At 65.5% G+C, this 12652-nt stretch carries 9 protein-coding genes and 1 pseudogene; 6 read left to right on the top strand and 4 right to left on the bottom strand.

Features of this window, described 5'->3' with window-relative positions; all coding sequences use genetic code 11:
• Positions 1 to 99: 99 nt before the first annotated feature.
• The 3 genes from HD596_RS25395 to HD596_RS62035 all read left to right on the top strand — a co-directional run bounded on the left by HD596_RS25395 (position 100) and on the right by HD596_RS62035 (position 3369).
• Entirely contained in the window at positions 100 to 1356 is a 1257-nt protein-coding gene (locus HD596_RS25395; protein ID WP_185071817.1) for a glucarate dehydratase family protein, read from the top strand.
• Positions 1353 to 2756, top strand: a complete 1404-nt coding sequence (locus HD596_RS25390; RefSeq protein WP_185071816.1) for a glycoside hydrolase family protein — start codon at positions 1353 to 1355, stop codon at positions 2754 to 2756. The genes HD596_RS25395 and HD596_RS25390 overlap by 4 nt, the downstream gene beginning before the upstream one ends.
• A gap of 115 nt (positions 2757 to 2871) precedes the next feature.
• Positions 2872 to 3369, top strand: a complete 498-nt coding sequence (locus HD596_RS62035) for a DUF402 domain-containing protein (protein ID WP_313044685.1) — start codon at positions 2872 to 2874, stop codon at positions 3367 to 3369.
• Positions 3370 to 3871: 502 nt separating this feature from the next.
• Here HD596_RS62035 and HD596_RS25380 read toward each other — a convergent pair.
• Together HD596_RS25380 and HD596_RS64890 are read right to left on the bottom strand one after the other, a co-directional pair.
• Positions 3872 to 4513, bottom strand: coding sequence for a response regulator (locus tag HD596_RS25380; RefSeq protein WP_185071814.1), 642 nt, complete (start codon positions 4511 to 4513; stop codon positions 3872 to 3874).
• Positions 4510 to 5706 carry a sensor histidine kinase gene (locus tag HD596_RS64890; protein WP_221519509.1) on the bottom strand — a complete coding sequence of 399 codons (1197 nt, stop codon included), beginning with the start codon at positions 5704 to 5706 and terminating at the stop codon, positions 4510 to 4512. The genes HD596_RS25380 and HD596_RS64890 overlap by 4 nt, the downstream gene beginning before the upstream one ends.
• A 113-nt stretch (positions 5707 to 5819) precedes the next feature.
• On the opposite strand from HD596_RS64890, the pseudogene HD596_RS25370 reads away from it, so the two are divergent.
• The 3 genes and pseudogenes from HD596_RS25370 to HD596_RS25360 form a co-directional block, all read left to right on the top strand.
• A pseudogene (locus HD596_RS25370) lies at positions 5820 to 6467 on the top strand (ABC transporter ATP-binding protein); the annotation flags it as partial.
• Positions 6468 to 6535: 68 nt separating this feature from the next.
• On the top strand, positions 6536 to 7300 hold the full coding sequence (locus HD596_RS25365) for a DUF2705 family protein (protein WP_185071812.1): 765 nt from the start codon (positions 6536 to 6538) through the stop codon (positions 7298 to 7300).
• A 755-nt stretch (positions 7301 to 8055) separates the two neighbouring features.
• Positions 8056 to 8832, top strand: coding sequence for an ABC transporter permease subunit (locus tag HD596_RS25360; RefSeq protein ID WP_185071811.1), 777 nt, complete (start codon positions 8056 to 8058; stop codon positions 8830 to 8832).
• Positions 8833 to 9588: 756 nt separating this feature from the next.
• On the opposite strand, the gene HD596_RS25355 is transcribed toward HD596_RS25360, so the two are convergent.
• Both HD596_RS25355 and dapA read right to left on the bottom strand, forming a co-directional pair.
• A complete protein-coding gene (locus HD596_RS25355; RefSeq protein WP_185071810.1) occupies positions 9589 to 11274 on the bottom strand; it encodes a ribonuclease J in 1686 nt (561 codons plus the stop codon).
• 54 nt (positions 11275 to 11328) lie between these two features.
• Positions 11329 to 12246, bottom strand: a complete 918-nt coding sequence (gene dapA / locus HD596_RS25350; RefSeq protein WP_185071809.1) for a 4-hydroxy-tetrahydrodipicolinate synthase — start codon at positions 12244 to 12246, stop codon at positions 11329 to 11331.
• Positions 12247 to 12652: the final 406 nt, after the last annotated feature.

The following is a 12652-nucleotide window of genomic DNA, read 5'->3' as shown; positions in this document are numbered from 1 at the left end:
GGCCCTTCCGAGCTTGACACTTCTTCAGCTTGATTCTTACAGTTGCGGCAACTTGTCCACAAATCTGGCTATTGTTCACATATCTGGACGGCGGTCTAAATGATCATCAGACAGATTCACGTCACCCCTGTCGCCTTCCGGGATCCGCCACTCCTGAACGCCGCCGGAGTCCACGAGCCGTGGGCCCTCCGTACCATTGTCGAGGTCGTCACCGATGAGGGCCTGACCGGGTTGGGGGAGACCTATGGAGACCTCGGGCACCTGGGCAAGGTACGCGAGTGCGCGCAGGCCCTGATCGGCCTCGACGTACACGCCACGAACACGATGTACGCCCGGATCAGCGCGATCGTCGGTCAGACGGTGACCGACCTGCACGGACTGACCGGTGTCGCCACCAAGGAGAAGAGCATCGACCGGGTCTTCTCCCCCTTCGAGGTGGCGTGCCTCGACATCCGGGGCAAGGCGGCCGGCGTCCCGGTGAGCGACCTGTTGGGCGGCCGTGTCCGGGATGCGGTGCCGTACAGTGCGTACCTCTTCTACAAGTGGGCGGGCCACCCCGGCCAGGACCCCGACCGGTTCGGCGCGGCCTTGGACGAATCGGGTCTCGTAGAACAAGCGTCCCTCCTCATCAAGGAATACGGCTTCGAGTCCATCAAGCTCAAAGGCGGCGTCTTCCCTCCCGACCAGGAAATAGCCGCAACCCGCGCGCTTCACGAGGCATTCCCCGGGGTGCCCCTCCGCCTGGATCCGAACGCCGCTTGGACGGTCGAGACCTCGATCCGCGTGGGCCAGGAGTTGGAAGGCACCCTCCAATACCTGGAGGACCCCACTCCCGGCATTTCCGGCATGGCGGAAGTGGCCGCCGCCGTCCCCATGCCGCTCGCCACGAACATGTGCGTGGTCACCCATGAACACCTCCCTCCCGCCATCGCATCCCGCGCGATCGGCGTACTCCTCCTCGACCACCACTACTGGGGCGGCCTCGTACGTTCCGCGCACGTCGCCACCTTGTGCGACACATTCGGCCTGGCGCTGTCCATGCACTCCAACTCCCATCTCGGGATCAGCCTGGCCGCCATGACCCATTTGGCAGCCGCCACCCCGAACCTCACGTTCGCGTGCGACACGCACACCCCCTGGCAGGATGGCCAGGACGTGGTCGCGCCCGGCGTCCTGCGCTTCGTGAACGGCGCCGTCCCTGTGCCCACCGGCCCCGGCCTCGGTGTCGAGCTCGATCGGGACGCGCTGGCCGTCATGAACGAGCAGTACGAGAAGTGCGGGATCTCCGCCCGCGACGACACGAGTTACATGCAACGCTTCGAGCCCACCTTTTCCACAAGGAGACCGCGCTGGTGAACGTGGCCTACGTCTACCCCTGGGACATCGTCGGCGACCCTTCCGCCCCCGACCGCCTGGCCGGCCTGGGCGTGGAGGCGGTAGCTCTGGCAGCGAGCTACCACTCGACGAGAGCGGCCACGCCTAACCACCCGTCCCACCGCGTACTCGACGTTCCCTATCCGGCCTTCTACCTCCCGATCCGCCCGTCGTCCTGGTCCCGTCTGGTCCCCGCGGCCCCCACGTGGACCCCCGAGGACGCATACCTCCAGGCCCGAGACGCTCTGAAGGCGGTCGGCCTCCAGGTGCACGCCTGGACCGTCCTCACTCACAACTCCCACCTGGGCACCGCGAATCCCGACTTGGTCGTACGCAACGCCTTCGGCGACCCGTATCCGTACGCACTCTGCCCCGCCCACCAGGACGTCCTGGAGTACTGCGAACGCCTGGTCGAGGAGATCCTCACGGTAGGCGAGCCGGACGGCCTCATCCTGGAAGCCTGCGGCCCCATGGGCTTCGGCCACCAGAGCGTCCACGAGAAGACCTCCGGTGCGGACTGGACACCCACCGACTCAGACCTCCTCTCCCTGTGCTTCTGCACCGCCTGCGCCGACCGCTACCCCGCAGCCACCCAAGACAGGGTCCGCGCCGCCATAGACCGCACCCACCCCACGCAACCCTCACCAGCCACCCCCACGACAACTCACTCCACACGCTCCATCTCCGCCACCCCCGCCAGCACCACCACCAGCGAAAGCACCGCCGGGGGCAGCACAACCAGTGCCAGCAGGACCACGGCCGACACCGCCGCAGGCACCATCGCCACAGGCGCTACCAGAAGCGCCACTACCACGGGCAGCACCACCACAGGCACCCCCACCACGGGCAGCACCACCAGGGTCAGCAGCACCAGGGGCAGCAGCTTCACGGCCAACGCCGCGACTCCCAACACTCACCCACTCACGATCGAACAGGCTCTCGGCGATCTGACCGACGAGGTACGCGCCGTTCGCGTAAGCCTGTCCGACTCTCTCCGCCACCGCCTGATCGCCGTCGCCCGTAGGACCGCCCCCAACACCCCCATCACCCTGCACGCGAACCCGAACCCCTGGGCAGCAGGCGCGTTCGCACCACTGCCGTCGGGCGAACCGGGAGCAGACGTGCTGGTGGCCAACTGCTGGGGCGACCCCGCCACGGATGCCACCCGCCTCGCCCAACTCAAGGACCTATCCACTCCCGGCCAGCGAATTGGTGCCTACGTCCTGGCCCTGCCCCCTCGTCCGGCCGATGCCACGGTCCTGGCCGACCAACTCCGTACCTATGCCAAGGCAGGCGCGACCGAGTTTCACCTGTACCACGCCGGCCTGGCCTCCCCACAGCGCTTGGCCGCCATCGCAGGGGCCCTACGCCAGCACCCCTAACGCGGCAAACCCAGCCACCCGAATTCCCACTGAGAACCGAACTCCACAAACCAGGGCCCTGCGCAATGCGTGGGGCCTTGAGCGTTGCGCCCCACACACGGCTAAGTTGCCATATGTGACCAATGTGCGAATTGTGTACCGAAAGTACGGCGGGGCGCTGCACTGGAACCACCCCGGCCGACTGCTGGGCGAGGACGAACACGGAGTCTGGGCGGAAATCCCCGGCGGAACGGTCGCCCGCAAGGGCGAAGGCCCACCGGTCACGTGGGAGACCACTGCGATCATGCTATTCCCTCGAAACGCCTGGTGGACTGCGTCCTTCAACACACCACCCCATCGGAGCGAGATCTACGTCGACGTCACAACCATCCCCGAATGGAGAGACGGTGAGGTGACGATGCTCGACCTCGATCTCGACGTGATCAGGATGCGAGACGGCCGGCTCATCCTCGACGACGAAGACGAGTTCGCCGAACATCAGGTCCTCCTGGGCTATCCCCCCGAGCTCATCACCCAGGCAGAAGCCACTGCCCGCTGGCTACTCGACGCAGTAGGCCACAGAAAGGGCCCATTCGGCGGCGCCCACCTCGAGTGGCTCGCCAAAACCACCTGATCACCTCAGCCCTTACCCCACCAACTCACGAGAACCCGCACCGTTACGCCCCGGCCATATCCCACTGCCACGCCATATCCCGCCGCATCCCATCCCCCACTGCGTCCCACCACTGCGCCACATCCCACCACCACAGCGCCGCGCCCCACCACAGGACGCCTCACCACAGCGCCACATCCCACCACCACAGGGCATCCCGCCACCACTGCGTCGCGTCCACACCGCCACATCGCGTACACCACAGCGCCGCATCCCAGCTCCACACCGCATACACCGCATCGCCGCATCTCATTACTGGGACACAGCAGAACCGATCCCCCATAGTTGCCCGACATCTCGCCAACTGCGCCATATCGCGCCACCGTGCCACATCCCGCTATGGCGTCATCCAAGACCCCCCGAGACCTTGGCCAATTCCTCGCGCAAGGCCCCCAATATCGCGCTAACAAAACGCTGACAACTCCAGCATCAACCCCGAAACTCGGCACCGATGTGCACGAATTTAGCCTGCAGCAGAAACGAGTCCACTTTCATACGCCGCGATAACAAGCTGCGCCCGATCTCGGGCCTCCAGCTTGGCCAGCAACCGGGTGATATGAGTCTTCACCGTAGCCAAGCTCACCTGAAGATATTCCGCGATCTCCCCATTGGACAGGCCCCGCGCGATCAACATCAGGACTTCGCGCTCCCGCTCCGTAACCCCGTCCAACCCCTTCACCCGCGGCAGAACAGGCGTACGCGTGAATTCCTCAATCAACCTGCGCGTAACCGTAGGCGCCAACAAAGCTTCCCCACTCGCGACCACGCGGATAGCGGCGAGCAAATCCGCCGGCGGCGTGTCCTTCAGCAAGAATCCGCTAGCCCCGGCCCTCAGTGCATCATAGACGTAAGAATCGAGGTCGAACATCGTCACGACCAGCACTCGCGAAACATCCCGGAGGCGCCGAGCAGCCTCAATTCCATCCATTTCAGGCATTCGAACGTCCATAAGCACGACATCCGGCCGCTGCTCCAAAGCAACAGTAACAGCCTCCACTCCAGTGGACGCCTCACCGACGACAGCCAGATCCGGCTCGGAGTCCACGAGCACTCGAAAGCTTCCCCTGAGCAATGCCTGATCGTCGGCGATAACGACCCGGATCATGGGACCTCCTCATAAGGCAATTCGGCGAAAACACGAAACCCTCGTCCAGAAAGACGCCCGGCTTCAAACGTCCCGCCGTACATCATGACCCGCTCCCGCATCCCGATCAGACCATGCCCGGTGCCGGCAGCAGACGACGTACGACCGCCAGTCCCGTCATCCACCACCTCGATCCGCACTTTCGTACCATCGGCGACCACGGACACCCGGCAGCGAGCGCGGGCGGCATGTTTGATGACATTCGTCAGCGCTTCCTGCACGATGCGATAAACCGACAACCCCACACCCTCAGGGATCCGCCCTCGCCTTTCGGGGTCCCCTTCTACGCCTCCATCGTCGTTCCCGATCCGTACCTCGAGCCTGACCTCGACCCCAGCCAGCCGAGCCTGCGCCACCAGCCCTTCGATCCCCGCCAGGCCAGGCGCGGGGACAAGGTCGGGTTTGGACGAAGATCGAAGCACACCGAGCAAATAGCGCATCTCAACCAGCGCGCTCCGGCTGGCCGTCTCGATCACACGCAGCGCGTCATGCGCCTCGTCCGGCCTGGTCGCCATCACGTGATTGGCCACGCCGGCCTTGACGGCGATCAATCCCACGCTGTGCGTGACCACATCGTGCAGCTCGCGAGCGATCCGTAAACGCTCGTCCGTCACCGCCTGTGCCGCCAACCGCTCAGCGTCGCGGGCCGCGTAGAGCCGGCGCTCCTGCACGGCCCGGCCGACCGTCCAAGCGCCGCCCAGCGCTGCGATCCCCATGAGTGGCTGGTCAAGATGCAACAGCCATCCCGGAGCGGTGTCACGCGGCGCACCTGCTAGAGCCAGGCCGAGGACCGTGACCAGGCTCGATACGCCGATGGCCGTGGTCGGGACCACAGCCCCGAATCTGTCGGAGAGGGCGATTATATAAAGGGCGTACGCGGGCGCGAGGTAGGCGAATCCCACGGCGTCGACCAGCGCGGCGAAGACGGCGACCACAAGCGTGAAGCAGAAGACGGGCAGCGGCCATAGTCTTCGCAGCCCCAGCGGCAGCCCGAGCCAGAAAGGGATGGCGATCCTCATCCAGGGCGGCAGCGCGGTGGCGTTCACCGCCACCGTGAAAGAAACAAAGGCAAAGCACATCCCCGCTGCCAGATCGAGCATGATCAGCTGGCTACGGCTCAATCGCCTGGCGAAGAAGGGATGGGTGTCGTTCACGCGTTGAACGGTAGCCGCTGCGGCTGCCTCCTCACGTCAACCCAGGGTCTGACCTTGAGATTCGAACCGTGGTCCGACGCGCTGGCGGCCCGCCGTCCCGCATTCTTTACGGCGTGATCGAACTCCAGCACCTCACGAAGCGCTACGGCGGCACCCTCGCCGTGGACGACCTGTCGTTCAAGGTCGAGCCGGGTCACGTGACCGGCTTCCTCGGCCCCAACGGCGCGGGCAAGTCCACCACGATGCGCCTGATCCTCGGCCTCGACGCCCCGACCTCCGGCCAGGCGCTGGTCAACGGGCGCCGATACACGTCGATCGCCAAGCCGATGCACGAGGTGGGCGCCCTCCTCGACGCGGGTGCCGTCCACGGCGGCCGCAGCGCCTACAACCACCTGCTGTCCCTGGCCCGCACCAATGACATCGGCCCTACGCGGGTGGCCGAGGTGCTCGACCAGGTCGGCCTGGCAGGCGTGGCCCGAAAACGGGTGGGCGGGTTCTCACTCGGCATGAAACAGCGCCTCGGCATCGCGTCGGCGCTGCTCGGCGATCCAGCCGTGTTGATGTTCGACGAGCCGGTGAACGGTCTGGACCCAGATGGCGTTCGCTGGATCCGCGACCTCATGCGCTCTCTGGCCGCAGAAGGGCGCACGATCCTGCTCTCCAGCCATCTGATGAGCGAGATGGCCCTCACCGCGGAGCGCATCATCATCGTAGGCCGAGGCAAGCTGATCGCCGAGGCCACCGTCACGGAGCTGACAGCGCACTATCCCTCGCTCGAAGACGCCTACATGGCCCTGACCGCCGGCAGCGTGCAGTACGGAGCGTCCCGATGAAAGCGGTCCTCGCCGCCGAATGGCTGAAGCTGCGCTCAGTGACCTCTACTTACCAGACGTTGGGTACGGCGGCCCTCACAGTGCTGCTGGGCGCGGCATGGACCCTCTACGTGAGCGGCCTGGCCGACGAGCGAGGCGAGCTGCGGGCAGCGGCTCCAGAACAGGGCTTCCTTCCGCTCGTCCAGATCAGCCTGGCGGTGCTGGGCGTGCTCGCGATCACCTCCGAGTACGCCACGGGCACGATCAGCACCAGTCTGATCGCCGTCCCGAAACGCGACACCTTACTTCTGGCCAAGGCCGGCATCGTCGGCCTGGCCACGTTGACAGCCGCGAACGCCGTTCTCCTGGTCACCTATTCGGCGAGCCGCTTGATAGCGAGCGGTCACAAGCTGGGCTTCAACAACACCTCGATCACCGACGACCTACCCATGCTGCTCGCCTCCGGCCTTTCGGTGACTGCCCTGGCATTGGTAGGCCTCGGCCTCGGCACCGCGATCCGCTCAACAGCGGGAGCAATCGTCTCGATCGTTGCGTTGCTGTTCGTGCTACCAGGTGTCGTCAACTACTTGCCCCCACCCTGGAACACCCGCGTGGCCACGCTCCTCCTACCGAACCTCGTCCCCCAAATAGCCGACCAGCGCCTCTCCTCACGCTTGGGTGACGGTCTCCTGCCTCCCTGGGCCGCATTAGCCGCCCTCCTCGCCTACCCCCTCGTCGCCCTCGCCATCGGCTACCACCAACTCAACCGAAGAGATGTCTGAGCCCTCCCATCCCTTTCCATGACGATCACCAGCACCGCCACCACACAAAACGAGACAAGCAGCTATAGAGCGCCGTCAGCCCCAAACAAACGCTCATGCAGGCACCCCCATGTGAACCGAAATGCCGCAGGGAGCATCCAGCAGCAGGAGCGACACGAGCGGCCCCCACGTCACGCTCGAGCAACCACAGACGCATTCTCACCACGAAGCGCAGGCCGCGAGGCCATTGTCGCTGCTGGAGTGCGAACAGCGAAGCCCGCTCCAAGCACTGGAGCAAGGACAGCAAGGACAGCAAAGCCCGCTCTCACCACATGAGCAGCCAGTTAAACGAACGCTCTCACCCTCAGGTGCACAACCCTTCAAGCATCCTCACACCAAGCACCGTGAATGCCCCAGCCGCAGCAACAGCGGGAAGCACGACTTCTGCCCACGAAGGGACGCTTGTATGAGCATCCCCCAACAGCGCAAAGAGCCACGGGTCTGAGAGCCCCCAGCGGAGCTGACGGCATGCCCTCGCTCAAGCGTCTTCAGCAAGCGCAAGAACCACGGCCGCACGAGCGTCCTCACCATCACCTAACCGAACGTTCCCCACACCACGGCAACGGCCCTGGGAACGCAAGGCCACACGCACGCTCCTGCCTCAGACACAGGCATAACGAAGCATTTCCCTAACGAACGGACCCACCCCACATGACCTCACTCATCCAAAGAATGGCTACCCCCATCGGCATCCTGAGCTCAGAGCGGACGCAAGCATGAGCGTTCTCACCTCGGAATGGCTGAAGGTACGTTCCCTCCGCTCCACGCACCTGATTGTCAGCCTCAGCCTCGGCACGGTTGTCTTGGGGTTCGCGCTCGCCGTGATGGCCGCCAACATGTACGACACCGCCCCCGCCGCCCAGCGACCCGGCGCTCGGATCGCAGACCTGGAGGAGGTCATCGTGATCGTGCCCCAACTGTGCATGGGCATCCTGGGCACGCTTGCCATCACTTCCGAATACGTGACCGGCTTGATCAGAACGAGCTTGACCATCGTCCCGCGCCGTTGGCCCGTCCTCGTCGCCAAATCCGCCATTGTCGGCACGCTGGGTCTGATCATCGGCTTGGTGACAGTCTTCGGCACCTACTTCGTCACCCGATGGGTGATCGGCGACCGCTTCTCCGGCGCGTACACCGACGCTTTCACGGACCGGCTGCCGCTCCTCACTGCCATTAGTCTCACAGTGCCCACGTTCGCGCTGCTCGGCTTGGGCTTGGGCGCGCTCTTCCGCTCGACCGCCGCCTCGATCGCCTCCTTGGCCGGCCTCGTCTACGTGATCCCCATAATCATTGGCAACATCCCGGAGCCATGGAGTGAACGTCTCGGCTCTGTGATGATCGGCGCACTTCCCCGCGAGATCACTGGCGACCTGATCAATACCTCGGTATACGGCTCGCTCCTATCTCCCGCAGCGGCCGCCGCGGTGCTGATCGCGTACGCAGCGCTCCCCTTGGCAGTGGCCATATGGCTGGTAGGCCGACGAGACGCCTGAGATGTCCACCCCGAAGCCTTCGACGCCACCACCACAACACCACATCAGCAAACGGCTCCCTCCTATCCCCCGCAGCTGCCACAGTCCTGGCCACGCACGCAGTGCTCCCCTTGGCAGCGGCGATATGGCTGGCAAATCGGAAAGACGCCTGAGATGTCCACCCCGGAGCCCTCGATGCGACCGCCCCAAGACCACATCAGGCCGAGCGCCACTTCCCGGCTCAGACTCGCTTGGCAACTTATCCGCCGCATCAGCGGTCTCCCGGAGGTACGCCGCAACACCGTCGCAGCGGCACCACAGGCCAAGCGAGCATGCCTGTTCACCGAACGCGAAGGCGCCGGCAGGATCCATGGACTCACTGTCACCTTGCGAACCGAGAAGGACCACTCGTCCCCGGCATCCGGTCCGACCAGCGCGCGCCGTCGGCTTGCCTCGCGTAAAAGCGCCAAGCGAGCCCAACCGTCTCCGACAGCCAGCAACGCCCAACGAATCGGGTCGCTCGTAACGTCGCCGTTCCTTCGCAGGCACGGTTCCTGCCGACCCCTTGGGACGCCCACCAGCACCAAAGCCACCGGTCCCGCTCGCGAGTGCAAGGACGGCCGGAGCAGTAGTAGGGACATGACCAAGGCACAAAGCGAAACGCCCGGCCTTCCGCCGGCCTCCCGACCGACCAGGCGACATGCGCGGATGTACGTCCCACACCCTGCTCCCCCAGGGGTACGGCAGACGAACGCGCCTGCCGTACCGTGGGAGGGCTCAGACCTCCAGGACCACAGGGATGATCATGGGGCGGCGGCGGTAGGTGTCGCTTACCCAGCGTCCCACCGTACGGCGGACCACCCGCCGGATCTCCTGCATGTCGACCACCCCGTCCGCGGCCTTCTCCTCGAGAGCTCGCTGAATCTGCGGGATGAACTCCTCGAACTGGGCGGGGTCGATGCCGGAACCACGCGCGTGGATCTCGGGGCCGGCGGTGAGCTTGCCCGTGTTGGAGTCGACCACGACGACCACCGAGATGAACCCCTCGTCGCCGAGGATCCTGCGGTCCTTCAGCGAGGTGTCGGTGATCTCGCCCACCGACGAGCCATCGACGTAGACGTACCCGGCGTGAACCGCACCGACGATCTTCGCCCGGCCGTCGACCAGGTCCACCACGACGCCGTCCTCGGCGATCACGATGTGGTCCTCGGGCACGCCCGTGAGGGCGGCCAGCTTGGCGTGCGCACGCAAATGACGCCACTCACCGTGAACGGGCATGAAGTTCGACGGGCGGGTCAGGTTGAGCACGTACAGGAGTTCGCCGGCGGCCGCGTGGCCGGAGACGTGCACCTTGGCGTTGCCCTTGTGCACGACGCGGGCGCCCCACCTGGTCAGTCCGTTGATCACCTTGTTGACCGCGGTCTCGTTCCCCGGAACCAGCGACGAGGCCAGGAGTACGGTGTCGCCCTCGGCGATGCGGATCGGATGATCGCGGTTGGCCATCCTGGACAGCGCGGCCATGGGCTCGCCTTGAGAGCCGGTGCAGATGAGCACCACGTCCTGCGGCGGCCACTCCTCGATGTCACGCGAGTCGACGATCAGCTCCGGCGGCACCTTGAGATAACCCAGGTCGCGGGCCACGCCCATGTTGCGGACCATCGAACGTCCGACCAGCGCCACCTTGCGGCGGTGCTTGGCGGCCGCGTCCATCACCTGCTGAATGCGGTGCACGTGCGAGGCGAAGCTGGCCACGATGACCCGCTGTTCGGAGGTACGGATCACCTCGTCGATGACCGGCCCGATCTCGCGTTCGCTGGTGACGAACCCTGGTACTTCGGCGTTGGTCGAGTCGGACATCAGCAGGTCGACGCCCTCGGTGCCGAGCCTGGCGAAACCGCCGAGGTCGGTGAGGCGGCCGTCGCTCGGCAACTGGTCCATGCGGAAGTCGCCGGTGTGCAGGACTATGCCCGCAGGCGTCCTGATGGCGACGGCCAGTGCGTCGGGGATCGAGTGGTTGACCGCGAGGAACTCGCAGTCGAACGGCCCGAAGGTGTGCCGTTCTCCCTCGACGACCTCGAGTTTGGTCGGTTGGATCCTGTGCTCGGTGAGCTTGGCCTCGATCAGGGCAAGCGTGAGCTTCGATCCGATGAGCGGGATATCGCGCCGCTCGCGCAGCAGGTATGGCACCGCCCCGATGTGGTCTTCGTGAGCGTGCGTGAGCACCACGGCTTCGACGTCGTCGAGCCGGTCCCTGATGTATTCGAAGTCGGGCAGGATGAGGTCGACGCCCGGCTGATCGGGCTCGGGGAAAAGCACCCCGCAGTCGACGATCAGCAGGCGGCCGTCGTATTCGAAGACGGCCATGTTCCTGCCGATCTCCCCCAATCCGCCGAGCGCGACGATGCGCAAGCCGCCGTCAGGCAGCACCGGCGGGGGACCAAGCTCAGGATGCGGATGGCTCATGCCTGGCCCCCACGGTCAGATCGTGTTCTCAAAACTCCCGGTTCCTCCCCGTTCCTATGCGTCTGTCAACTTCACCCCGCCGGCTACCAGGCAAGCACGCAGCTCGGCGATTTGCGTCTCTGTCGCGTCCACGAGCGGCAGTCGTACCGAACCCACCGGTACGCCCACCATGCTCAGTGCCGCCTTTGCCATGATCGCGCCACCGGCGCGCAGCATGATCCCGTCTACCACGGGGGCCACCTGGCTGTGTACGGCCAGGGCCTGGGAGACCTCACCGTTCTTGTGGAGGCGGATCATCCGCGCCAGCTCGGCGCCCACCACGTGGCCGACGACGCTGACGAACCCGGCCGCCCCCAGGGAGAGCCAGGCCAGGTTGAGCAGGTCGTCGCCGGAGTAGAACGCCAGATCGGTCGCGCTCATCACCTGGCTGGCGGCGAACAGATCACCCTTGGCGTCCTTGACGGCCACGATGCGTTCGTGCTGCGCCAGCCTCAGCAGAGTCTCGGTCTTGATCGGCACACCACTGCGTCCCGGAATGTCGTACAACATCACCGGAAGATCGGTCGCGTCGGCGACGGCGGTGAAGTGCTGGTACAGCCCCTCCTGAGGGGGCTTGTTGTAGTAGGGCGTCACCACCAGCAGACCGTGCGCGCCCGCACGTGCCGCCTGCTTCGCGAGCTCGACACTGTGGCGGGTGTCGTTGGTGCCCGCCCCTGCGACCACAGTCGCGCGATCGCCTACCGCCTCGAGAACGGCGCTGACGATGCGCTGCTTCTCCTCGTCCGACGTGGTGGGCGACTCACCGGTCGTCCCGTTGACGATCAAGCCGTCGTTGTGCTGCTCGTCCACCAGATAGGCGGCAAGACGTCGCACGGCCACATAATCGACCTCGCCGTCAGGAGTGAACGGCGTGACCATGGCGGTCAACATGCGGCCGAAGGGCGCGTCTGTGGTTCCAGTTGGCGATGCCATAGTGCGAACGCTACCTGGATTCAGAAATCCATTGGACGCCGCCACCCCGCTTTGCCTGCCTGGAGCCGCTTTTTGCCCCCTTTCGCGGGCATCTCAGAGCCTTCCCTGACGACGACATCCATCTCACCTTGCATCGGCACCTGCTCCACTGATCGCCAGGTTACAGCGACCGCACCCATCAAGCCACGCCGCGCATCACGCCGGCCCGCCACGCCCGTACGGCGGCCAGGCGGGGCCCCGCGCCTGACCAGCAAGCCCGAATGGCGGTCACGCGTGGTGCCGGATCTCGCCGCAGCGTCCAAAGCACCCATCAGGCCACAAAGAGCCCTACGTCTTGCTGTCGCAGCCGAAAAGGAGAACGGACTGCCGTGCCTTCCCACCGCAACCGAACACCTGTCGGATCGCA

Source organism: Nonomuraea jabiensis (genome assembly GCF_014204795.1).
Classification (GTDB): domain Bacteria; phylum Actinomycetota; class Actinomycetes; order Streptosporangiales; family Streptosporangiaceae; genus Nonomuraea; species Nonomuraea jabiensis.
Note: the sequence above shows the minus strand (reverse complement) of the source record. Positions and strands in the feature narration are given on the sequence as shown.

Coding starts and splice junctions, on each gene's coding strand:
- HD596_RS25395 (WP_185071817.1), top strand. CDS start 100: ATGATCATCAGACAGATTCACGTCACCCCTGTCGCCTTCCGGGATCCG.
- HD596_RS25380 (WP_185071814.1), bottom strand. CDS start 4,513: ATGATCCGGGTCGTTATCGCCGACGATCAGGCATTGCTCAGGGGAAGC.
- HD596_RS25365 (WP_185071812.1), top strand. CDS start 6,536: ATGAAAGCGGTCCTCGCCGCCGAATGGCTGAAGCTGCGCTCAGTGACC.
- HD596_RS25360 (WP_185071811.1), top strand. CDS start 8,056: ATGAGCGTTCTCACCTCGGAATGGCTGAAGGTACGTTCCCTCCGCTCC.
- HD596_RS25355 (WP_185071810.1), bottom strand. CDS start 11,274: ATGAGCCATCCGCATCCTGAGCTTGGTCCCCCGCCGGTGCTGCCTGAC.
- dapA (WP_185071809.1), bottom strand. CDS start 12,246: ATGGCATCGCCAACTGGAACCACAGACGCGCCCTTCGGCCGCATGTTG.